The sequence below is a fragment of the Streptomyces sp. NPDC088194 genome (assembly GCF_040702025.1).
Classification (GTDB): Bacteria; Actinomycetota; Actinomycetes; order Streptomycetales; family Streptomycetaceae; genus Actinacidiphila.
In genome coordinates, this window is record NZ_JBFBIV010000039.1 from 33,688 (window position 1) to 55,081 (window position 21,394).

A 21,394-nucleotide genomic window follows, 5' to 3' on the forward strand; every position below is an offset into this window, starting at 1 on the left:
GGAGACTGCCGAACGTGGCGAAGAGTTGTACGGGACTTGACCGGCGGGTGAAGGCACTCGGACGACGGACTCGGGTGACGGGCCTCAAGTGGACGGCCCCGGCGGTCAGTACACCGATTCGGCCTCGTCCATCCGGTCCTCGGGAACGGTCTTGAGGTGGGTGATGGCGTCGGCGAGCGGCACCATCACAATCCGGGTGCCGTGCAGCGCGGTCATGTGCCCGAACGAACCGGCGTGCGCGGCCTCGACCGCGTGCCAGCCGAAGCGGGTGGCCAGCACCCGGTCGTACGGCGTGGGGACACCGCCGCGCTGGATGTGGCCGAGGATGACCGGGCGGGCCTCCTTGCCCAGCCGGGTCTCCAACTCGCGGGCGAGGGTGGTGCCGATGCCGGTGAAGCGCTCGTGGCCGAACTTGTCGATGGCGCCGACGCCGTAGTCCATGGTGTCCTTCGCCGGGTGCGCGCCCTCCGCGACGCAGACCACCGCGAACTTCTTGCCGCGGGCGAAGCGCTTCTCGACCATGTCCACCAGGTCGGCCGGGTCGAAGGGCCGCTCGGGCACGCAGATGCCGTGCGCGCCGCTGGCCATGCCCGCCTCCAGGGCGATCCAGCCCGCGTGCCGGCCCATCACCTCGACCACCATGACCCGTTGGTGCGACTCGGCGGTGGTCTGGAGCCGGTCGATCGCCTCGGAGGCGACGGTGACGGCGGTGTCGAAGCCGAAGGTGCGGTCGGTGCCGTTGATGTCGTTGTCGATGGTCTTGGGCACCCCGACCACCGGCATCCCGGCGTCGGCGAGCATCCGGGCGGCGGTCAGCGTGCCCTCGCCGCCGATCGGGATCAGCACGTCGATGCCGTAGGCGGCGCACAGTTCGTCGGCGTTGTCGGCGGCCTCGCGCAGCCGGGCGCGCTCCAGCCGGGCCGAACCGAGGATGGTGCCGCCGCGGGCCAGGATGCCGCTGACGGAGTTGAGGTCGAGTTCGCGGAACCGGCCTTCGAGCAGGCCGACGAAGCCGTCCTCGAAGCCGATCACCTCGTCCGTATGGCCGGTCAGCGCACGATGCACGACCGATCGGATGACGGCGTTGAGGCCGGGGCAGTCGCCTCCGGCGGTGAGCACTCCGATGCGCATGGGCGATATCTCCAGGAGACACGGATAGCGGTTCGCGGGTCGGGCGCGGGTCCGCACCGGCCTCGCGGGTCGGCAGAACGGGCCCCCGGCGTCACGGGGACTTCGGGATCAGCGTGCACTCCGTGATCCGCCCGACGACGAAGTCGTCCACATTGCGGACGGTCGCCGCCACGATCTCCTCCACGGCGTCCACCGTGAAGTACGCCTGGTGCGAGGTGACCAGCACCTGCGCGAAGGTCAGCAGCCGCGCCAGGGTGTCGTCGGTCATCACCTCCAGGGACTTGTCGTAGAAGAAGACACCGGCCTCCTCCTCGTACACGTCGAGCCCGACCCCGCCGAGCCGGCCCTCGCGCAGCGTGTCCACCAGCGCCCCGGAGTCGATCAGCGCGCCGCGGCTGGTGTTGACCACGATCGCGTCGTCCTTCAGCTCGGACAGCCGCCGGGCGCCGAGCAGGTGGTGGGTGGAGGGCATCAGCGGCACGTGCAGGCTGATCAGGTCGGACTCGCGCAGCAGCCGGTCGAGTTCGACGTACTCCATCCCCATCTCCTGGCACTGCGGGCTGACCGAGATGTCCCAGCCGAGCAGCCGCATGCCGAAGCCGCGGGCGATCGAGGCGAACGCCGAGCCGATCCGCCCGGTGCCGATCACCCCGGCGGTGCGGCCGTGGAAGTCGCGGCCGAGCAGGCCGTCCAGCCGGAAGTCGAAGTCGCGGGTGCGCGAGGCGGCCCGCACGATCCGGCGGTTGAGCGCCATCGCCAGCGCCCACGCGAACTCCGCCACCGCGTACGGGGAGTAGCGCGCCACCCGGGCCACGGTCAGGCCCAGCCGCTCGGCGTGCGCGAGGTCGATGTTGTTGTAGCCGGTCGAGCGCTGGGCGATCAGCCGGGTGCCGCCACGCACCAGCGCCTCCAGCGCGGGCGCGTCCAGGACCGCGTTGACGCTGGTCGACACCGCTTCGTAGCCCGCGGCGAGCGGCAGGGTGTCGGCGGTCAGGACGGTCTCCAGGCAGCGGACCTCGTGCCGCGGCGCGAAGGCGCGCTCCAGCAGGGGCCGTTCGTCGCGCTGCACTCCGGTGGCCAGGACCTCCATGGCACCGCCCTCCCTCTTCACTCCCCCTCACTCTACGTGCACAGCCGGTTCCGCCGGCCGGACCCGCCGGAGCCGCCGGGGCGCGCCCGGCCGGCTGAGCCGAACGGCCCAGCGCACCGTCCGTCCCCCGACGCGTCCCCGGTATGCCCCGCCCTGGTCGGGCATTCGCCCGGTTGGCGCGTTAGCGTCTGCTGTACGTACGCGCGATCTGCGCACGTACGCACCTACACACACCGCGCGGGCCGGGGCCGGCCCGCGGCACGGGTTCGGCAGGAACGGAGCACAGGGGTGACGCGCAGCGTCTATGTCACGGGCATCGGCCGTGGCGACGGCCGCCAGGTCGTGGAGCTCGGAATAATGGAGCTGCTGACCCGGCAGGTGGACCGGGTCGGGATCTACCGCCCGCTGGTCCATGACACCCCCGACCGGATCTTCGAACTGCTGCGCGGCCGCTACCGGCTCGCCCAGGACCCGGCGACGTTCTTCGGCATGGGATACGAGGAGGCCGCCGCGCTCCAGGCCGAACAGGGCCAGGAGGCGCTGACCGCGCGGCTGGTCGAGGGCTATCTGCGGGTCGCCCGGAGCTTCGAGACGGTGCTGATCCTCGGCTCGGACTTCGCCGCCACCAACCTGCCCGCCGAGCTGGGGGTCAACGCCCGGCTGGCGAACGAGTGCGGCGCGTCGGTGCTGCCGGTGATCGGCGGCCGCGACCAGAGCGCCGAGTCGGTGGTCGCCGAGGTCCGCAACGCCCACCACGCCTACACCAACCTCGGCTGCGACGTGATCGCGATGATCGCCAACCGGGTGGACCCGGCGCAGCTCGACGCCGCGACCGACCAGTTGCGGCGCAGCCTGGACGTACCGGTGTACGTGCTGCCCGACGAGCCGGCGCTGTCGGCGCCGACGGTCCGGCAGATCGTGGAGACGCTGGGCGCGGAGGTGCTGCTCGGCGACGACGCGGGGCTGGCCAGGGACGCGCTGGACTTCGTCTTCGGCGGTGCGATGCTGCCGACGTTCCTGCCGGCGCTGACCACGGGCTGCGTGGTGGTCACCCCGGGCGACCGCGCCGACCTGATCATAGGGTCGCTGGCGGCGCACTCGGCCGGGTCGCCGCCGATCGCGGGCGTGCTGCTGACGCTGGGCGAGAAGCCCGGCCCGGACATCCTCCAGCTCGCCGACCGGCTGGCGCCCGGCACGCCGGTGGTGGCGGTGCCGACCGGGTCGTTCCTCACCGCGACCGAGCTGTTCGGCCTGGACGGCAAGCTCGGCGCGGGCACCCCGCGCAAGGCGGAGACCGCGCTCGGCCTGTTCGAGACGCACGTGGACACCGCCGAGCTGACCGACCGGCTGTCGGTGGCCCGCTCCGCGCGGGTCACCCCGATGATGTTCGAGCACGCGCTGCTGGAGCGGGCCAGGTCCGACAAGCGGCGGATCGTGCTGCCGGAGGGCGCCGAGGAGCGCATCCTGCGGGCCGCCGAGGTGCTGCTGCGCCGGGGCGTGTGCGAGCTGACCCTGCTCGGCGAGGAGGACGTGGTCCGCAAGAAGGCCGGCGACCTCGGCATCGGCCTGGACGACCCGGCGCTGGACATCGTCGATCCGCACACCTCGCCGCTGAGGGACCGTTTCGCCGCCCTGTACGCCGAGCTCCGCGCGCACAAGGGCATCAGCTACGAGCTGGCGTACGACGTGGTCGCCGACGTGTCGTACTTCGGCACCCTGATGGTGCAGGAGGGCCTGGCCGACGGCATGGTCTCGGGCGCGGTGCACTCCACGGCCGCCACGATCCGCCCGGCCTTCGAGATCATCAAGACCCGGCCGGGCGCGGCCATCGTCTCGTCGGTGTTCTTCATGTGCCTGGCCGACCGGGTGCTGGTCTACGGCGACTGCGCGGTGAACCCGGACCCGGACGCCGAGCAGCTCGCGGACATCGCGATCCAGGCGGCGGGTACCGCGGCGCGCTTCGACGTGCAGCCGCGGGTGGCGATGCTGTCGTACTCCACCGGCACCTCCGGCTCCGGCGCCGACGTGGACAAGGTGCGGGCCGCCACCGACCTGGTCCGCGCGCAGCGGCCCGACCTGCTGGTCGAGGGCCCGATCCAGTACGACGCGGCGGTCTCCCCGGTGGTCGCCGCCACCAAGCTGCCCGGTTCCGCGGTGGCCGGCCAGGCCACGGTGCTGGTCTTCCCCGACCTCAACACCGGCAACAACACCTACAAGGCCGTGCAGCGCTCGGCCGGCGCGGTCGCGGTCGGCCCGGTCCTGCAGGGGCTGCGCAAGCCGGTGAACGACCTGTCCCGGGGCGCGCTGGTGCAGGACATCGTCAACACGGTCGCGATCACCGCGATCCAGGCCCAGGGGGACCCCCGGTGACAGCGGCGACCCGCGTACTCGTGCTCAACTCCGGCTCCTCGTCGGTGAAGTACCAGCTGCTCGACATGGCCGACCACTCCCGGCCCGCGGCCGGCGTGGTGGAGCGGATCGGCGAGGAGGGCGGCGTCGCCGACCACGCCGAGGCGCTGCGGCAGGTCGCGCGGCAGCTCGACGAGCAGGGCCTGGGCCTGGACTCGCCGGCGCTCGCCGCGGTCGGGCACCGGGTGGTGCACGGCGGTACCCGGTTCACCGAGCCGACCCTGATCACCGACGAGGTGGTCGCCGAGATCGAGAAGCTGGTGCCGCTCGCGCCGCTGCACAACCCGGCGAACATCACCGGCATCAAGGTCGCCCGCGAGCTGCGCCCCGACCTGCCGCAGGTGGCGGTCTTCGACACCGCCTTCCACGCCACCATCCCGGAGGCCGCGGCCCGCTACGCGATCGACGCGGCCACCGCCGACCGGTACGGCATCCGCCGCTACGGCTTCCACGGCACCTCGCACGCCTACGTCTCCCGGGCCACGGCCGCGCTGCTCGGCAGGGAGCCCGCCGAGGTCAACGTGATCGTGCTGCACCTGGGCAACGGTGCCTCGGCGTCGGCGGTGCGGGGCGGGGAGTGCGTGGACACCTCGATGGGCATGACGCCGCTGGAGGGCCTGGTGATGGGCACCCGCTCGGGCGACATCGACCCGGCGGTGGTCTTCCACCTGGAGCGGGTCGGCGGGATGGGCAGCGACGAGATCGACGCCCTACTCAACAAGCGGTCCGGCCTGCTGGGCCTGTGCGGCGACAACGACATGCGGGAGATCGGCCGCCGGATGGGCGAGGGCGACCCGGCCGCCCGGCTCGCCTTCGACGTCTACGTCCACCGGCTGCGCCGCTACGTCGGCGCGTTCACCGCGGTGCTCGGGCGGGTCGACGCGATCGCGTTCACCGCGGGCGTCGGCGAGAACTCCGCCGCGGTCCGCGCCGCCGCCCTGCGCGACCTGGAGGCCCTGGGCATCGCGCTCGACCCGGTGCACAACGCGGTCCGCGCCGGCGGCGCCCGGCTGATCTCCACCGCCGCCAGCCGGGTGGCGGTGGCGGTGGTCCCCACTGATGAGGAGTTCGAGATCGCGCGGGATACTTACCGCTTGGTGAGCGGTTGAGGACTGACACCCAGATTATTCCGGAGCGGAACAAACCGATAGGATAGCGCCCATGCGCCGAGCCAAGATCGTCTGCACCCTGGGTCCCGCCGTCGACTCGTATGACCAGCTCAAGACGCTGGTCGACGCCGGTATGAACGTGGCCCGCCTCAACTTCAGCCACGGCAGCCACGCCGAGCACGAGAACCGGTACCAGCGCGTGCGCAAGGTCGCCGAGGAGACCGGCCGAGCGGTCGGCATCCTCGCCGACCTCCAGGGGCCGAAGATCCGGCTGGCCACCTTCGCCGACGGACCGGTCGAGCTGGTGGCCGGCGACGAGTTCGTCATCACCACCGAGGAGGTGCCCGGGGATCGGACGATCTGCGGCACCACCTACAAGGGCCTGCCCGGCGACGTCTCGCAGGGCGACCCGATCCTGATCAACGACGGCAACGTGGCCCTGCGGGTCATCGAGGTCGAGGGCTCCCGGGTCCGCTCGCTGGTGGTCGAGGGCGGAGTGATCTCCGACCACAAGGGCATCAACCTGCCCGGTGCCTCGGTGAACGTGCCCGCGCTGTCCGAGAAGGACATCGAGGACCTGCGGTTCGCGCTGCGGATGGGCGTCGACATGGTCGCGCTCTCCTTCGTCCGGGACGCCAAGGACGTGCGCGACGTGCACCGGGTGATGGACGAGGAGGGCCGCCGGGTCCCGGTCATCGCCAAGGTGGAGAAGCCGCAGGCGGTGGAGAACATGGAGGACGTCGTCATGGCGTTCGACGCCGTGATGGTGGCCCGTGGCGACCTCGCGGTGGAGTACCCGCTGGAGCGGGTGCCGGTGGTGCAGAAGCGGCTGATCGAGCTGTGCCGCCGCAACGCCAAGCCGGTGATCGTGGCGACCCAGATGATGGAGTCGATGATCACCAACTCCCGGCCGACCCGCGCCGAGGCGTCCGACGTGGCCAACGCGATCCTGGACGGCGCGGACGCGGTGATGCTGTCGGCGGAGTCCTCGGTCGGCAAGTACCCGATCGAGACGGTCAAGACGATGTCGCGGATCGTGGAGGCCGCCGAGGAGGAGCTGCTCTGCCGCGGGCTCCAGCCGCTGGCGCCGGGCAAGAAGCCCCGCACCCAGGGCGGCGCGGTGGCCCGCGCGGCGGCCGAGCTGGCCGACTTCCTCGACGCGCGCACCCTGGTGGCGTTCACCAAGTCCGGTGACACCGCCCGCCGGCTGGCCCGCTACCGGGTGCCCGAGCCGGTGGTCGCGTTCACCACCGACCCCGCCACCCGCAACCAGCTCGCGCTGACCTGGGGCGTCGAGACGTTCGTGGTCGAGCACGTCGACAACACCGACGCGATGGTGGAGCTGGTGGACCGGGAGATGCTCAAGCTCTCGGAGTACGCCAAGGGCGACACCGTCATCATCACGGCCGGCTCCCCGCCCGGCGTGCCCGGCACCACCAACCTGGTCCGGGTGCACCACCTCGGGAACTGACGGCGCGACGACCAGCGGCCACGCACCCCTGTGGGAGGGGGTACGTGGCCGCTGCTGTTCGCCGGACCGTGGGAACGCTAGGGCTGGTCGGGCAGCACCTGCATGCCGGGCACGTGCAGGTTGCCGCCGAACTGGCCGGCGTTGATGACCGTCACGTCGGTGAAGAACAGCTCCGGCAGGGTCAGCGGCGGCGGCGCCTTCGGGGTGAAGGTGATCGGGATCAGGCCGAGCAGATTGCCGCTGAGCGACTCCGTGTAGAGCGTCGTGGTGCCGCCGGTGATCGTGGACGTGGAGCCCTTGGCGGCCTTGACCTCGGTGTGGCCCTTGCCGTTCGCGCCGACCACGAACTGGTCGAGGTCGCCGATGTCGATGCCGCTGGTGGTGAACTTCAGGACGTCCTTGATCTCACCGCTGGCCGTCTTCACCTGCACGATGCCGTCGTAACTGAGGCCGTGCAGGGTCAGGATGCTGCTCTTGAGCACCCAGGGCTGATCCGGCAGAAGGGGGATGCCCCCTTCGGTCTTCGCGTCGTCGAGCGCCTTGGCGTCGTACGTCGGGCAGGGGTAGCCCTGCTTGCCGTCGGAGCCGGCCGTGGACGAGGGCGAGGGGCTGGCCGTCGGCTTCGGGGTCGCGGTGGCGTCCTTGAGCGCCTTGGCGGCCTTCTTGGCGGCGTCCGTGGTGCTCTTGCCCGCGTCCTTGGCGGCCTTCTCGCCGCTGTCCTTCGCGCCGCCCGCGTCCGAGCCGCCGCTGGGCGACGGGTCCGGCTTCGGCGCGGAGGTGGTCGGCGCCGGGGTCGGGCTCGTCGTGGTGGGCGCGGGGGTCGGGTCGGTCTTCTTGCCGCCGCCCAGCAGCCCGTTGAGCAGGTCGCCGAGGCCCAGCGGGTCCAGCGGGTTGTACGACGAGGTCGGGCTCGCCGTGGGCGTCGGGGCGGTGGTGGCCGTGGACTTGGTGTCCTTGGCCGCGCTGTCGCCCGAGGCGCTCGGACTGGCGCTCGGGGACGGCTTGTCGCCCTCCGGGCTGGCCGACGGCGAGGGCGTGCCCGAGCCGTCCTTGGCGCCGTCCTTGCCGGTCGACCCGGACTTCGCGTCCTTTCCGCTCTTGTCCGCCTTCTTGGCGTCCTTGGTGTCCTGCCCGCTCGCCGTCGGGGACGGCGTGTCGGACTGGGAGACGCAGGCGCCGGGTGCGAAGGACGGGGTCGAGGGCTCGTCGGCCTGGGCGAGGTGCGGAGTCAGGCCCATGCCCATCAGCACCGCCGTCGGCATCGCGGCGAGCGCCACCGCCTTCCCGGCGGGGACATGCAGCTTGGTCAGCAGCGACTTGCGCGGAGCCGCGTGGCGCGGCCCCGAGGTCGCCCTGACGCGTGGCCCGTCGCTCGTGGCCGGCTGAGCGTCGTCACCCAGCACGGTGCCTCCCGTTCTCCTTGGTGGTCTCTTCGTCGCCGCGGCCGCCGGCGAGCACCGGCTCCTCGGCACGTTGCGGCTCGTCGCCCCGCGCCTGCGCGGGCACGAACGGCTCGTCCGGCCGCGTGGTGTCCGGGGTGCCCTGGTCCTCGCCCGCCGGGCCCGGGTCGCCGTCGGGCAACTCGGCCTTCTCACCGGGCTCGTCAGTCGCCGGGACGCCGGGCGCCCAGGACACGGCGAGCGCGCCGCCGAGCAGCGCGAGCAGGAAGCCCATCAGGAAGCCGCCGACGTTGGACTTCGGCAGCGACACCAGGGCGAGCAGGATCGAGGCGACGCCGGAGAAGATCCGTACCGCGGGCTGGAACCACATGGTCAGGCCCAGCACGAACAGCAGGACACCGATGATCAGCGAGGCGGACCCGGTGGTGGTGGACATCCGCACGGTCAACTGGCCGAGCGTGAGGTCCGCGTACGGGAAGTACGCGATGGGCAGGCCCGCGAGGAGGGTCAGCAGTCCGGCCCAGAAGGGGCGTTGCCACCTCCAGTGGCGGAACGCCAGGCGTCCGTAGCGGAACCGGGCACTCAGTCCTGTCGACTCGGCGCTCATCGAAAACAGCTCCCTGGGACTGGCTTGGTGCGGTGGAAATACGTTCGGCGGCCGGGGCGAGCCGCGACCGGCGCGACTCGCCCGTGGCCACTCGGCGCGGCTTTCGCCAGGTCGCCTAGTAGCACTCGACTCCGGAACCGGAGCCCTTCTTCACGCTCATGCTCAGACCGGCGAGCTTGAAGGTGCCGGCACTGGTCGCCCAAGCGGTCTGGTCCACGTCCGTCAGGACGGCCCGGTCGGCCTCCTGCGCGAACGAACCCGGGTCGGCCTTGTCGCCCGACGCGATCCCGGGGCCCTTGTGGCTGTCCCCCGCCGCGACACCGATGTTGATGTCGTAGAAGGTCGCATCCGCGTTGAGCTGGTTCAGGTCGATGTAGAGGTTGCTGGCCTTGACCTTCTTGCCGTGGTTTCCCGCGGTGAGCCGCAACGTCACATCGCCGACCAGCGGGACGTTCGGCAGCACCACCGACTGGCAAAGGCCGGTGATGGTGGCCGACTTGAAGGCCGACACCGCGACCGGCTGAGCCTTGCCGTCGTGCTGGACGTCGACCGCGCCGTACTGGATGAACCCGGTGCCGTTCAAGGTGTCGGCGTGCACCTTGAACTCCTGGCCCGACACGCTGAAGGACGCGGCCAGCGCCCCTTGCGCCAGTGCCACGCCTATCGCGGCCGAGGCCGCGATACTCGGCACCATGACGACGGCGAACCGCCGCCATCTGGTACCGCCACGAACGAGCGACTCCATACTTCCTCCTTCTCGGACGTACATCTCCGGCCGGATCGTTCAGGCCCGGCCCGGGATGGGAGAAGTGCTACGTCCTCGGAAAGGAGAGCGCCGGTGGTCGGTGAGCCGTCCCTCCCAGGGGAGTACGGACGGCGGTGTCCGAACGCCGGCGATCACCCCCGAGCGACAACCACTGGCCACGCTCTCGCGCAACCTTGCGGGACAGGCTCCATCCGGTTCCATCCGTGGACGGAGACCCCCCTGTCCCGGGGCGGCGGCGATCACCGCACACCCCGCCCGGCGGGGACCCGTTACCCGTCGTACCGACTGGCGGCCGGACGCACGGTTACGGGACCGAGCTTGGCCGATCGTGGTCCATTCGGAGCCGGTGCACAAGGGGGTTCGTTACCAGCGAGTAACGGCAGAGCGTCACCAACATGATCGCCAGGGCGCTTTATATGACGCTGCGTGACCGAATTCGGGGGGAGCGAATCCGGCATCACCGGACAACAACTCGCAAAGGGGGGCGGGCTTCCTACCGGAAGTAACAGCGGCCGCCCATTGTCACGGTTTGATAAAGTGCGGCCGCCGTGTCGCTAAATCCCTGAGTACGCGAAGCCCGCCGCGCCGGTCAGAACAGCACCCTGGCAAGGGCGGTACGCGCCGCGGCCACCCGCGGGTCGTCCGGGCCGATCACCTCGAACATCTCCAACAGCCGCAGCCGCGCCCGGTCGCGGTCCTCGCCCGCGGTGCGCCGCACGGTGTCCACCAGCCGCCCGAAGGCGTCCTCGACGTGACCGCCGACCAGGTCGAGGTCGGACGCGGCGAGTTGGGCGTCGATGTCGTCGGGCGCGTCGGCCGCCGCCCGGCGCACCTGCTGCGGGTCGGCACCCTCCACCCGCTGCAACAACTCGGCCTGCGCCAGGCCCAACTTGGCCTCGGCGTTGGCCGGCTCGTCGGCGAGCACGTTCTTGTACGCCTGGACGGCGCCGGCCAGGTCGCCCGCGTCCAGCGCCTCGTGCGCCGCGCCGAGCGCGAGCTCCTGCGGGGTGGCGGGGCGGGGCGGGGCCTCCTCGGCGGGCTCCTCGGCCGCGTCGCCGGGGTCCACCTCGGCGCCGACGATGCCGAACCGCTGCTCGGCGACCGCGATCACCTGGTCGAGCACCTCGGTGATCTGCTCCTCGGGGGCGGCGCCCTGGAAGAGCGGCATCGCCTGCCCGGCCAGCACCGCGAAGACCGCCGGCACCCCCTGGACACCGAACTGCTGGAAGAGCATCTGGTTGGCGTAGACCTCGGCCGTGGCGAGGACGAAGCGCCCCCGGTACTGGCCGGCCAGCCGCTCCAGCACCGTGTTGAGCTGCTTGCTCTGCTCGGCCTGATCGGCCCAGAAGCTGATGACGACCGGGACCTCGGCGGAGCGCTGCAGGACATCGCTCTCGAAGGTCGCCTCGGTCACCTCGATGACGAGCGGGGAGGCGGGGGCGGCGCCCGGGCCGGCCTCCTGGCGTTGTGCCCTGGCCTGCTCGGCCTTCGCCTTGGCCTCAGTGGCCGCCTTCACCGCGGCGAGGTCGACCACGCCGCTCATGGACATGTTCCGTGGCTGCATGAGGCAATCCTCCCCCCTCGCGGAGCAAAGCGTGTACAGACCCCGGGACCCGCCGGCTTGCGGGCACCGGGGATGGTCCCCGGCGCGGCGGTGAGACCGCCGCGGAACGTGCTGGGTACGGAATCCCCGTCCGTACGGTGTGGCTGTCGCGTCGGTGGGCCGCGTGGTCCACCCTTTCGCTACGAGTCGTAGCGTAACTGCCGGGCACGGGCCGCGTGGTGGCGGGCGTTGTGACAACCGTCACTCGACCCACGAAGGCTACTGGCCGGTATGGTCCGGCCTATGCCCCCCACTCCCCCGGCCCACTCGCACAAACGAACCGGCCGGCCCAGAAGTGCCGAGGCGGACCGCGCGATCCTGGACGCGACCCGCGCGGCACTGGTGGAGTTGGGCTTCGGCGGGTTGACGCTCGGCGACGTGGCGGCCCGCGCGGGCGTGGCGAAGACCACCTTGTACCGGCGCTGGGCGGGCAAGAACGAGCTGGTGGTGGACGCGCTCGCGGCGCTGTTCGAGGAGCAGTTGGAGCTGCCGGACCGCGGCAGCCTGCGAGCCGACATCGAGGGCGTGGTGCTGCGCTTCGCCGGACTGCTCAACCGCCCGGAGACCCGGACCTCGTTGATGGCGGTGGTCTCCGAGGCGAGCCACGACGAGGCGCTGCGGGAGCGCATCCGGGAGGCGATCGTCGACCGGCAGAAGCACCTGGTGCTGCTGGGGCGGGCCCGCGCGCAGTCGCGCGGCGAGCTGCCCGGCGACGAGGGCGCCGCGGACCCGGCCCGCGACGACCTGATCTTCGACGTGGTGGCGGGCGCGGTGGTGCACCGGGTGATGGTCAGCTCGGAGCCGGTCGACCAGGAGTGGGCCGACCGGCTGGCCCGGCTGCTGGTGGGCGGCCTGACCGCGAACCCGGGCTGCTGAGGCCGGGTCCACCGCCCGTCCGGGCCAATGCGGCGCCGGCCCGGTGTCCAGGCCGGCGCGCGCTCCCGCCGGCCCGCCGCCCCTCGGTCCACCTCCACCTCGGCCCACGCCGCCCCGGCCCGCCGCCGCCTCAGCCTGCCTCCGCCTCCACACCCGCGACGAAGTGGTCGAACTCGCCGGCCTTGACGCCCTTCACGAAAGCCTCCCACTTCGCGGGCGTGGTCACCGCCACCACCTCAGGCCGCTCTGTCTCGCGGATGTAGATCAACCCGTCGTCACCGACGGTCGCTTCGAGGGACACCAGGTTCCTTCCTCGGAGATGCCGGTTGAGTGCGTACGAGGTTACGGGCGTTGCAGCCCGTAGCATCCCGTGATCAACTCGGCTTCAGGAAGGGGGTGTTGGTCTGTTCGGGTGACGTCCGATCAGAATCGGGCCGGCTCCGTGTACGATCCCCACTCGTCGCGCAGCACGCCGCAGACCTCACCGAGCGTGGCCTCGGCCCGGATCGCGGTCAGCATCGGCTCGATCATGTTGGACCCGTCGCGGGCGGCGGCGAGCATCGCGTCGAGCGCGGCGCGCACCGCCGTGTCGTCGCGGGCCGCCTTGCGGTCGGCCAGCGCCCGCACCTGCTCGCGCTCCACCTCGTGGCTGACCCGCAGGATCTCCAGGTCGCCGGTGACCGAGCCGGTGTGGCAGTTGACGCCCACCACCTTCTTCTCGCCCTTCTCCAGCGCCCGCTGGTAGCGGAAGGCGGACTCGGCGGTCTCCCCGGTGAAGTAGCCGTCCTCGATGCCGCGCAGGATGCCCGAGGTGATCGGGCCGATCGGGTGCTGCCCGCTCGGCACCGCCTTGGCGCCCAGCTCCCTGATCCGCTCGAAGATCTTCTCGGCGTCCGCCTCGATCCGGTCGGTCAGCGCCTCCACGTACCAGGAGCCGCCGAGCGGGTCGGCCACGTTGGCCACCCCGGTCTCCTCCATCAGCACCTGCTGGGTGCGCAGCGCGATCTCGGCGGCCTGCGCGCTGGGCAGCGCCAGCGTCTCGTCCAGCGCGTTGGTGTGCAGCGAGTTGGTGCCGCCGAGCACCGCCGACAGCGCCTCGACCGCGGTGCGCACCACGTTGTTGTACGGCTGCTGGGCGGTGAGCGAGACGCCCGCGGTCTGGGTGTGGAAGCGCAGCCACTGCGCCTTGTCGGAGGTGGCGCCGTACTCGTCGCGCATCCAGCGGGCCCAGATCCGGCGGGCGGCCCGGAACTTGGCGATCTCCTCGAAGAAGTCCAGGTGCGCGTCGAAGAAGAAGGAGAGCCCGGGCGCGAAGGTGTTGACGTCCAGTCCGCGGGAGAGGCCGAGCTCCACGTAGCCGAAGCCGTCGGCGAGGGTGTACGCCAGCTCCTGCGCGGCCGTGGAGCCCGCCTCGCGGATGTGGTAGCCGGAGACCGACAGCGGCTTGTACGCGGGGACGGAGCGCGCGCAGTGCTCCATCAGGTCGCCGATCAGCCGCAGGTGCGGGTCGGGCGCGAAGAGCCACTCCTTCTGCGCGATGTACTCCTTGAAGATGTCGGTCTGGAGGGTGCCGTTGAGCACGCCGGGGTCCACGCCCTGGCGCTCGGCGGCGACCAGGTACATGCAGAAGACCGGCACGGCCGGGCCGGAGATCGTCATCGAGGTGGTGACGTCGCCGAGCGGGATGCCGCCGAAGAGCACCTCCATGTCGGCGGCGGAGTCGATCGCCACGCCGCAGTGCCCGACCTCGCCGAGCGAGCGCGGGTCGTCGGAGTCGCGGCCCATCAGCGTCGGCATGTCGAACGCGACGGACAGGCCGCCGCCGCCCGCCTCCAGGATCATCTTGTACCGCTCGTTGGTCTGCTCGGCGTTGCCGAAGCCGGCGAACTGGCGGATGGTCCAGGTCCGGCCGCGGTAGCCGGTGGCGTGCAGGCCGCGGGTGAAGGGGTACTCACCCGGCCAGCCGATGCGGTCGAAGCCCGGCACGTCGGCGCCGGGCGGTGGCCCGTACACCGGCTGCACGGGGTCACCGGAGAGGGTGGTGAAGTCGGCGTCCCGGGTGCGCGCTGAGTCGTAGCGCGCCTGCCAGCGCCGGCGGCCTGTCTCGATCTCGTGGGCGTCCATGCCTCAAATTTACTTGGACGTCCTACTAAATGTCGACGGGAAGCCGACCCGCACTCGGGTGAAGCCGAGGGATACGCCCCTGACCTGCGACGGAGCGGCAGGTCAGGGTGAAATACCGGTCAGACCTCGACCGGCTCGGCAGCCTTCTCGGCGCCGATCACCTTCGGGGCCAGCTCGCGGCTGACGCGGCGCTCGACGAAGAAGGCCGCGGTCGGCACGGTGCCGGCCAGCAGCACCCAGACCATCCGGCCCAGCGGCCACTTCGCCTTGGTGCACAGGTCGAAGGCGAAGATGAGGTAGACCACGTAGAGCCAGCCGTGGGCGAAGCCCACGATGCCGGTGGCGGTGCTCGCGCCGTCGATGTGGAGCACGTACTCGGCGATGACGCTGAGGGTGAGCACGATCAGCAGCACACCCGTCACGTAGGCCATCACCCGGTAGCGGGTCAACACGCTGGATTTCATGGGTACGAGCGTAAACCGCCCGGAAACTCCCCCCGACTCCGGGGCGGCCCCGCAGACCCCGTGCTGCTCAGGGCCCCCACCCCCGCGTGCACGGGCGCCCGCCCCCACGCCTCACCGCTCGGGCGCCGGCCCTCATCCCTCCGGCTGGAAGTCGCCCGCCGCTATCCGCAGCGGGCGCAGCAGCGCGAAGATCTCGCCGCACTCCTCCTCGTCGTAGACGCCGAGGCCGAACTCCATCGCCATCAGGTCGCGGGTCGCGGACTCGACGATCTCCCGGCCCTTGCCGGTGATGGAGGCGAGGGTGCCGCGCCCGTCGTTGGGGTTGGGGCGCTTGTCGACGAGGCCGGCGGAGACCAGCCGGTCGACGGTGTTGGTCACGGAGGTGGGGTGCACCATCAGCCGCTCGCCGATCTTGGACATCGGCAGCTCGCCCTCCTTGGAGAAGGTGAGCAGCACCAGCGCCTCGTACCGGGCGAAGGTGAGGCCGTACGGCTTGACCACCGCGTCGACCTGGCCGAGCAGGATCTGCTGGGCGCGCATGATGGAGGTGATGGCGGACATCGAGGGCACACCGCCCCAGTGCCGCGTCCACAGCTCGTCGGCGCGGGCGATGGGGTCGAAGGGCAGGCTCAACGGCTTTGGCACGCCCCCGAGCCTACCCGCCGGTCACATACCGGGCACAGGTGTCCACCGTGTGGGCACTACCGCAGGCGTGCGGCGCGCAGTTGATCGGCCACCGGCTGCAGGGCCTCGCGGTAGGCGGCGAGCGCGCCGGGGGCGAGCAGGTCGATGAAGTGCTCCCGGACCGAGGCGACATGGCGCGGGGCGACCTGGCGCATGGTGGCCCAGCCCTCGTCGGTGAGGACCGCGTACAGCCCGCGGCGGTCGGACTCGCAGTCCACCCGGCGGACCAGGCCAGCGGTCTCCATCCGGGTGATCTGGTGGGAGAGCCGGCTCTTCGACTGGAGCGTGCACTTCGCCAGATCGCTCATCCGCATCCGGCGGTCGGCGGCCTCGGAGAGGTTGACCAGGATCTCGTAGTCGTTGTTGGTCAGGCCGAACGGCTGGAGGTCGCGCTCGAGTTGGTACATGAGCAGGCGGCTGACGTCCAAGTGAAGGCGCCAGGCCCGCTGTTCGTCCTCGTTGAGCCAGGTGGTCGTGTCACCCGCGGTCTCGGTCTCCATGGTCCCCATGGCCCCTATGCTACCGGGAGTTGCACCTCGTTCGATCACCAGGGTAGCCGTGTGGTCACCCTGAGGAACGAGCGCGCGGACGCGGGGGTTACGCCCCGGGGTGCGCCCGGGCGTCGGTCAGGTCGTCACGTGCCCGGCTCGGGCCCCGCGCCGGTGGCGCGTTCGGCGAGCACCGACTCGGTCGACTGGAGCAGCACCTGCCCGGCGCCGACGAACTCGTACTGGTGCTCCTCGCCCGACGCGCCCCCTATCCCGGTCATCGCCCGGATACCGCCGAGCACGCCGCGCAGGTACGCGTGGTCGTAGTGGTGGCAGGGCGAGGGGCAGTCGGCCCAGCCGACGAGCGCCTGCGGGTCGACCCGGATCGGCGGCTCCACGAAGTGCACGGCGCCGTTGGAGGCGGCCACGAACTTGCCGGTGCCGATGAGGGTGAGGAAGCCCGGGATGATCGACTGCTTCAGCGACAGGCCGGGTTGGAAGGCGAGCAGGTTGCCCGAGCGGATGGTGAGGTTGCCCTCGTCGAGGTCGTAGGAGTTGATGTCGTACGACCGGTCGGCGAGCAGCATCTTGCCGCGGCCCTGCGCGACCACCCACTCGGCGGCGTGCATCGGCGAGTGGAAGTTCTCCGCGATGAGGTGGTCCAGCGGGCCCGCGCCGATCGCCTGGAAGTCGATCTGCCCGAAGAAGGCGATCATCTTCCCCTTCTGAAGGAACCACTGGCCGTCCAGGTCCACGCTGAAGGCGTACGGGTTGACGTTGTCGTTCGACGGCAGCGTCCACGCGTCATGGACCACCGGCCCGCCCGGCGCCTGTGGCGGCACGGAAGGCGGCGACGAGGGCGGGGGCGGAGGCGTGGAAGCGCCCGCGTGTCCGTGGAACTCCGGGGACGTCACAGCTTCTCCTCCGACGCCTGTACGTACACCGTGCCGTTGCCGGACAGCTCCAGCTGGAACGCCTCGCCCGAGCCGCGGCCGACCATCTCGCGCCAGCCGAGCGCGGTGGTCAGCTTGTTGCGGACGTCGCCGTGGTGCGCGACATACGCCTGCGGGTCGACATGGACCGGGCCCCGGGCGGTGATCGGCAGCTCGATGACGCCGCCGTGCGCCATGAACGCGACCGAGCCCTTTCCCGCCAGCGTGGTGGTGAACAGGCCCTGGCCGGTGACCTGGCCGCGGATCACGCCCATCACACCGCCCTGCGAGCCCATGAACATCGTGCCCTGCCGGAGCGAGCCGTCGAAGGCGAGCAGCCGGTCGGCCTCCACGTAGAGCGTCTCGCCGGTGAGGTCCACGGTGTGGATGTGGTGGCCGCCGTGGCCGAACATCACCGAGCCCGGCGGGGTCCCGCCGGGGCCACCGGGCCCGACCGGCACCTCCACGGTCATCAGCGGGGTGGCCTCGTTGGCCACGCGGCGGCCGATCATGGACATCACCCCGCCCTGGCCGCCGGTGATGCTGGGCGTGAAGGTGACGGGGCCGCGGTAGGCGAGCATGGCGCCGCGCTGGCTGAACACCCGCTGCCCGGGCGCGATGTGCGCCTCGACCATCTTCGAGTTGATCCGGGTGAACGGCACTACAGCTGCCCCCCGACCGTGACGCGCTCGCTGGGCTGGACGTAGACCAGGCCCTCGCCCTCGAAGCGGAGCTGGAAGCTCTCGCCCGAGCCCTCGCCGATCAGGGTGCGCCAGCCGACCGCGGCCTGGAGCTGCTGGCGCAGGCCCCCGGTGTGCGCGATGTACGCGCCCGGGTCGACCACGAGCGGGGTCTGCGCGCTGACCCGCAGCACGATCGCCGGGCCGTCGGACATGATCGCGGCCTGGCCGCTGCCCTCGACGGTGGTGGTGAACAGGCCGTTGCCCTGGGAGGCGCCGCGCAGCCCGGTGAAGGTGGTGCCGGTGCGCAGCGACGGCTCGGTGACCAGCAGGTTCGACGCCTCGACGTAGAGCTTCTCGCCGCTGAGCCGGACCAGGTTGATCTCGGTGGCGCGGTCGGCGAAGTAGCAGGTGCCGTGGCCCTTGACCTCCATGACGGCCATCGACTCACCGGTGATGCGGCGGGTCATCAGGCCGCGCAGGCCCTCGCCGCCGCCGGTCATCTTCTTGAAGGTCATCTCGCCGTCGTAGGCGACCATGGCGCCGTTCTTCGCCTTGACCGCGTCGCCCGCCAGGTCGACGGCGAGCACGCGGGTGCCCTGCAACCGGAAGTTGGCCATGGGTCACACGGTATCGGCCGACGGGCGGCGCCGGACCGGAAGCGGCGCCTTGCCGGCGTCGTCCTGACCGCCGAACAGCCCGCCGGCCGGCGTGCCCGCGGTGTCCGCCGCGCCCGCCGCCGCCTCGACCTCGATCAGCGACTCCCCGCGCCGGGCCGCCTCGAACGCCGCGTGGCCGCCGCGCAGCCCGAACAGCCGCTTGCCGATGAGGATGTAGAGCACCGCGACGACGTTCAGCGCGAGCGTGCCGACCTTGAACCCGCTCATCTTCTCGGTGAGCTCGTAGACCTCGATCGGCAGGAACGCGGCGGTGGCGATGACCGCCAGGTACTCCGCCCAGCGCTTGCCGAACCACAGCCCGACGCCCTCGACCGTCTCGATCAGGGCGTACCCGAGCAGGCCGCCCGCCACCACGTGCAGGGTCGACTTCTTGTAGTCGAAGGTCTTCTGGATGGTGCCGACGACCGGGGAGTGGTCCAGGTCGTAGCCGAAGTGGTTGGCGACCGGGCGGAAGACGGTGAGGTCCTGCTCGAAGAGCCGGCGCACCGCGTCCTGGGAGTTGGAGAACTTCCACACCGCCCAGGCGGCCAGGATCACCAGCACCCCGCGCAGCACGCGCTCGACGGCGAGGAAGCGCAGGATGAACAGGTCGCGCAGTGCCCGGCCGCGCGGCACCAGCGGCGCCTGCTCGGCCGGCCCCGAGCCGTGCGGCTCGCCGAGCACGAAGTCCCCGCAGCGCAGGCAGCGCCAGACGGTGCCCACGGCGGTCCTGGCCTGGAGCCGCTCGCGCAGGCCCGGCTCGTCGGGCGCGTAGGTGATGTGGCCCTTGCTGGCGCAGTGCCTGCGGTCCCAGTCTCTGCTCATCGGTGTCGGTCCCCGTGGGTGGTGGTCGCTCGGAAACGGTAGGTACAGGTGGTGACGCGGTGCGCCGGCACCATGGCCGGACGGCGCTCCGTGGAGAGGGACGTTATCGCCCGTCGCGCGGTTGCCCACCCCGGACGCGGGTCATCGATACGGTCCGGTGATAATGGAGAAGAGTTTGTGATCGCCTTCACAAAGGCTTCGCATCCGCCCGTCCGCACATCGCACCCGACCGTTTTCGACAGCGAGGTCCCCGTGGAACTGAAGACCGCCGCCGCTCTGCGCCGGCTGCGCCTGATCTCCGCCCCGGAGGCGGCGTCCTTCGTGATCCTGCTGGTGTGCGTGGTGCTGAAGAGCACCACGGACTTCAACGCCGTGCCCGTGATGGGCATGGTGCACGGCATCCTGTTCATCATCTACGTGCTCTTCTGGGCGGACGCCTGGAACCGGGCGCGCTGGCCGCTCGGCCGCTCGGCGCTCTACCTGGTGCTGTCGGTGCTGCCCACCGGCGGCTTCTTCGCGGAGCGGATGCTGGCGCGCGAGTGCGAGACCGCGGTGGCGACGGCGCGGGCGGCCCAGGAGCAGGCCGCGGCCGAGGGCCCGGCCGGTTCCGACCAGGACGCCGAGGCGGTGACCTCCGCGTGATCGTCGCCTTCTCCGTGACCCCGCTGGGCGTCGGCGAGGACGTCGGTGAGTACGTCGCGGACGCGGTGCGGGTGGTCCGCGAGTCCGGGCTGCCGAACCGCACCGACGCGATGTTCACCTCGATCGAGGGCGAGTGGGACGAGGTGATGGACGTCGTACGGCGCGCGGTGGCCGCCGTCGAGGCCCGCGCGCCCCGGGTGTCCCTGGTGCTCAAGGCCGACATCCGGCCGTCGGTGACGGACGGGCTCACCTCGAAGGTCGAGACGGTGGAGCGGTTCCTGGCGCAGTGACGGCATGAGGGGCATGACGGCATGACGTCATGAGCGCGGGACGTCATGAGCGCGGGACGTGGGACGTGGGACGTGGGACGCGGGACGCGGGACGCGGGACGTGGGACGTGGGACGTTTCAGAGCAGGCCGCCGGTCGCCATCGCGATGCCCAGCGGGGTGCGTTCGTAGAGCACCTGGTGGCCGTAGCGGCGGGACCTGAGCAGCCCGGCGTCGCGCAGCACCGCGAGGTGGGCGGAGACCGAGGACATCGCCAGGTCGTGCCGGTGCGCGAGGGCGGTGGTGGTCGTGGGCGCGTCGAGGCCGGAGAGGATCGCGGCCCGGTTGGCGCCCAGCAGCCGGACCAGGGCGTCGGACGCGCTGGGCCCGGTGCGCGCCCACAGGCCGCCGACCCCGCGGGCCGGGTAGACCACGGTCGGCTGCCACGGCGGGTCGAAGGCGCTGCTCGCCTCGGGCCAGAAGAAGACGCTGGGCACCAGCACCAGGCCGCCGCTCGCCGAGGGCAGCCGCTCCTTCTCCGGCAGGCCGCCGCCGACCGACAGCGCCCCCTCCGACCAGTTGAGCAGCGGGTGCAGCCCGGTGAACAGCCGCTGCATGCCGCCGTCGGCCAACCGCCGCGCGTGATAGGCGACATCCGCCTCCAGCACCGCCCGCAACCGCGGCCAGTGCGGCGCGAGCAGCGCGGACCACACGTGTTCGTACTGCCCGGCCAACTGCCGTACGGTGCCGGCCGGGTCGGCGAGCATGGCGCGGCCGCGGCGGGAGTCCCTCGCGCCCGGGGTCTTGGCCAGCGCCTGCGCGATCTGCTGCCGGGCGACCTCCGGATCGGTGGCGCGTATCGCGGCGGTCTCGTCCTCCAGCGCGGCCAACGGCACCGCGGGGACGGGGTGGAGGAAGTCGGGGCCGTGGCCGTTGCCCGGAGCGAGCAACCAGAACGCGATCAGGTCGAGGCCGGCGGCGACCGTACGGACCTGGCGCAGCCACGGAAGGTGATAGCCGTGCCGGTCCGGGTGGGAGAGGGTCCGGATCGCCCCCTGCGCCTCGCGCAACGGTGAGATCGCGAAGCGGCAGCGCAGCAGTTCCTCGGCCGTGAAGCGCATGCGCTGCGACATCACACCCCCCAAGATTCGGCAGCAGCCGAAAGAC

Annotated in this window: 22 protein-coding genes; 6 read left to right on the top strand and 16 right to left on the bottom strand. The window is 71.7% G+C overall.

Translation table 11 applies throughout. The features are described 5' to 3' along the window. Positions 1-105: 105 nt before the first annotated feature. Positions 106-1,131: an ATP-dependent 6-phosphofructokinase gene (locus AB0399_RS22120; RefSeq protein WP_329364464.1), complete on the bottom strand. Its 1,026-nt coding sequence runs from the start codon at positions 1,129-1,131 to the stop codon at positions 106-108. A gap of 91 nt (positions 1,132-1,222) precedes the next feature. Continuing rightward, a complete protein-coding gene (locus tag AB0399_RS22125; protein ID WP_328469697.1) occupies positions 1,223-2,221 on the bottom strand; it encodes a 2-hydroxyacid dehydrogenase in 999 nt (332 codons plus the stop codon). 288 nt (positions 2,222-2,509) lie between these two features. On the opposite strand from AB0399_RS22125, the gene pta reads away from it, so the two are divergent. From pta to pyk, 3 genes are read left to right on the top strand one after another with little or no spacing between them, the layout of a single operon-like run. After that, entirely contained in the window at positions 2,510-4,591 is a 2,082-nt protein-coding gene (pta, locus tag AB0399_RS22130; RefSeq protein WP_366412499.1) for a phosphate acetyltransferase, read from the top strand. After that, the gene (locus AB0399_RS22135; RefSeq protein ID WP_366412500.1) at positions 4,588-5,739 is read left to right on the top strand and encodes an acetate kinase; all 1,152 of its coding nucleotides are present in this window, start codon (positions 4,588-4,590) and stop codon (positions 5,737-5,739) included. The genes pta and AB0399_RS22135 overlap by 4 nt, the downstream gene beginning before the upstream one ends. Before the next feature lie 52 nt (positions 5,740-5,791). Then, positions 5,792-7,210, top strand: coding sequence for a pyruvate kinase (gene pyk, locus AB0399_RS22140; RefSeq protein WP_328469691.1), 1,419 nt, complete (start codon positions 5,792-5,794; stop codon positions 7,208-7,210). Positions 7,211-7,287: 77 nt separating this feature from the next. Here the strand turns inward: pyk and AB0399_RS22145 are convergent, their stop codons facing one another. From AB0399_RS22145 to AB0399_RS22160, 4 genes are all read right to left on the bottom strand, one after another. Further along, entirely contained in the window at positions 7,288-8,613 is a 1,326-nt protein-coding gene (locus AB0399_RS22145; protein WP_366412501.1) for a hypothetical protein, read from the bottom strand. Further along, positions 8,603-9,217 (bottom strand): DUF6114 domain-containing protein, encoded by a 615-nt coding sequence (locus AB0399_RS22150; RefSeq protein WP_329364471.1) that lies wholly within the window; start codon positions 9,215-9,217, stop codon positions 8,603-8,605. Before AB0399_RS22150 ends, AB0399_RS22145 begins: the two co-directional genes overlap by 11 nt. Positions 9,218-9,332: 115 nt before the next feature. Then, complete coding sequence (locus AB0399_RS22155) at positions 9,333-9,962, bottom strand: DUF6230 family protein (RefSeq protein ID WP_329364474.1); 630 nt, start codon at positions 9,960-9,962, stop codon at positions 9,333-9,335. A gap of 610 nt (positions 9,963-10,572) precedes the next feature. Beyond that, a complete protein-coding gene (locus AB0399_RS22160) occupies positions 10,573-11,547 on the bottom strand; it encodes a tetratricopeptide repeat protein (protein WP_328469682.1) in 975 nt (324 codons plus the stop codon). A 282-nt stretch (positions 11,548-11,829) separates the two neighbouring features. On the opposite strand from AB0399_RS22160, the gene AB0399_RS22165 reads away from it, so the two are divergent. After that, positions 11,830-12,462: a TetR/AcrR family transcriptional regulator gene (locus tag AB0399_RS22165; RefSeq protein WP_329364476.1), complete on the top strand. Its 633-nt coding sequence runs from the start codon at positions 11,830-11,832 to the stop codon at positions 12,460-12,462. 130 nt (positions 12,463-12,592) lie between these two features. Here the strand turns inward: AB0399_RS22165 and AB0399_RS22170 are convergent, their stop codons facing one another. The 9 genes from AB0399_RS22170 to AB0399_RS22210 form a co-directional block, all read right to left on the bottom strand. After that, complete coding sequence (locus AB0399_RS22170) at positions 12,593-12,766, bottom strand: DUF397 domain-containing protein (RefSeq protein WP_328474534.1); 174 nt, start codon at positions 12,764-12,766, stop codon at positions 12,593-12,595. A 119-nt stretch (positions 12,767-12,885) separates the two neighbouring features. Next, complete coding sequence (locus AB0399_RS22175) at positions 12,886-14,586, bottom strand: methylmalonyl-CoA mutase family protein (RefSeq protein ID WP_329364478.1); 1,701 nt, start codon at positions 14,584-14,586, stop codon at positions 12,886-12,888. A 119-nt stretch (positions 14,587-14,705) separates the two neighbouring features. Then, on the bottom strand, positions 14,706-15,050 hold the full coding sequence (locus AB0399_RS22180) for a DUF3817 domain-containing protein (RefSeq protein ID WP_329364480.1): 345 nt from the start codon (positions 15,048-15,050) through the stop codon (positions 14,706-14,708). A gap of 132 nt (positions 15,051-15,182) precedes the next feature. Beyond that, positions 15,183-15,695, bottom strand: a complete 513-nt coding sequence (locus AB0399_RS22185) for a MarR family transcriptional regulator (protein WP_328469674.1) — start codon at positions 15,693-15,695, stop codon at positions 15,183-15,185. Positions 15,696-15,751: 56 nt separating this feature from the next. Continuing rightward, positions 15,752-16,234 carry a MarR family transcriptional regulator gene (locus AB0399_RS22190; protein ID WP_329373883.1) on the bottom strand — a complete coding sequence of 161 codons (483 nt, stop codon included), beginning with the start codon at positions 16,232-16,234 and terminating at the stop codon, positions 15,752-15,754. A gap of 134 nt (positions 16,235-16,368) precedes the next feature. Continuing rightward, positions 16,369-17,037, bottom strand: coding sequence for an AIM24 family protein (locus tag AB0399_RS22195; RefSeq protein ID WP_366412502.1), 669 nt, complete (start codon positions 17,035-17,037; stop codon positions 16,369-16,371). Positions 17,038-17,132: 95 nt separating this feature from the next. Next, positions 17,133-17,816, bottom strand: coding sequence for an AIM24 family protein (locus AB0399_RS22200; protein ID WP_366412503.1), 684 nt, complete (start codon positions 17,814-17,816; stop codon positions 17,133-17,135). Next, complete coding sequence (locus AB0399_RS22205) at positions 17,816-18,454, bottom strand: AIM24 family protein (protein WP_329364486.1); 639 nt, start codon at positions 18,452-18,454, stop codon at positions 17,816-17,818. The genes AB0399_RS22200 and AB0399_RS22205 overlap by 1 nt, the downstream gene beginning before the upstream one ends. Before the next feature lie 3 nt (positions 18,455-18,457). Next, positions 18,458-19,318, bottom strand: coding sequence for a DUF2127 domain-containing protein (locus tag AB0399_RS22210; protein ID WP_366412504.1), 861 nt, complete (start codon positions 19,316-19,318; stop codon positions 18,458-18,460). Positions 19,319-19,570: 252 nt separating this feature from the next. Between AB0399_RS22210 and AB0399_RS22215 the strand changes: the two genes are divergently transcribed. Beyond that, complete coding sequence (locus tag AB0399_RS22215; protein WP_329364490.1) at positions 19,571-19,960, top strand: DUF3817 domain-containing protein; 390 nt, start codon at positions 19,571-19,573, stop codon at positions 19,958-19,960. Next, complete coding sequence (locus tag AB0399_RS22220) at positions 19,957-20,250, top strand: MTH1187 family thiamine-binding protein (RefSeq protein ID WP_329364492.1); 294 nt, start codon at positions 19,957-19,959, stop codon at positions 20,248-20,250. The genes AB0399_RS22215 and AB0399_RS22220 overlap by 4 nt, the downstream gene beginning before the upstream one ends. 117 nt (positions 20,251-20,367) lie before the next feature. On the opposite strand, the gene AB0399_RS22225 is transcribed toward AB0399_RS22220, so the two are convergent. After that, complete coding sequence (locus tag AB0399_RS22225) at positions 20,368-21,360, bottom strand: DUF5937 family protein (protein WP_329364493.1); 993 nt, start codon at positions 21,358-21,360, stop codon at positions 20,368-20,370. Positions 21,361-21,394 lie beyond the last annotated feature (34 nt).

Excerpts from the sequence above, each read along its gene's own strand:
- AB0399_RS22155 (WP_329364474.1), bottom strand. The coding sequence starts at position 9,962 with ATGGAGTCGCTCGTTCGTGGCGGTACCAGATGGCGGCGGTTCGCCGTC.
- AB0399_RS22150 (WP_329364471.1), bottom strand. The coding sequence starts at position 9,217 with ATGAGCGCCGAGTCGACAGGACTGAGTGCCCGGTTCCGCTACGGACGC.
- AB0399_RS22210 (WP_366412504.1), bottom strand. The coding sequence starts at position 19,318 with ATGAGCAGAGACTGGGACCGCAGGCACTGCGCCAGCAAGGGCCACATC.
- AB0399_RS22190 (WP_329373883.1), bottom strand. The coding sequence starts at position 16,234 with ATGGAGACCGAGACCGCGGGTGACACGACCACCTGGCTCAACGAGGAC.
- AB0399_RS22175 (WP_329364478.1), bottom strand. The coding sequence starts at position 14,586 with ATGGACGCCCACGAGATCGAGACAGGCCGCCGGCGCTGGCAGGCGCGC.
- AB0399_RS22205 (WP_329364486.1), bottom strand. The coding sequence starts at position 18,454 with ATGGCCAACTTCCGGTTGCAGGGCACCCGCGTGCTCGCCGTCGACCTG.
- pyk (WP_328469691.1), top strand. The coding sequence starts at position 5,792 with ATGCGCCGAGCCAAGATCGTCTGCACCCTGGGTCCCGCCGTCGACTCG.
- AB0399_RS22225 (WP_329364493.1), bottom strand. The coding sequence starts at position 21,360 with ATGTCGCAGCGCATGCGCTTCACGGCCGAGGAACTGCTGCGCTGCCGC.
- AB0399_RS22165 (WP_329364476.1), top strand. The coding sequence starts at position 11,830 with ATGCCCCCCACTCCCCCGGCCCACTCGCACAAACGAACCGGCCGGCCC.
- AB0399_RS22180 (WP_329364480.1), bottom strand. The coding sequence starts at position 15,050 with ATGAAATCCAGCGTGTTGACCCGCTACCGGGTGATGGCCTACGTGACG.
- AB0399_RS22160 (WP_328469682.1), bottom strand. The coding sequence starts at position 11,547 with ATGCAGCCACGGAACATGTCCATGAGCGGCGTGGTCGACCTCGCCGCG.
- AB0399_RS22120 (WP_329364464.1), bottom strand. The coding sequence starts at position 1,131 with ATGCGCATCGGAGTGCTCACCGCCGGAGGCGACTGCCCCGGCCTCAAC.
- AB0399_RS22125 (WP_328469697.1), bottom strand. The coding sequence starts at position 2,221 with ATGGAGGTCCTGGCCACCGGAGTGCAGCGCGACGAACGGCCCCTGCTG.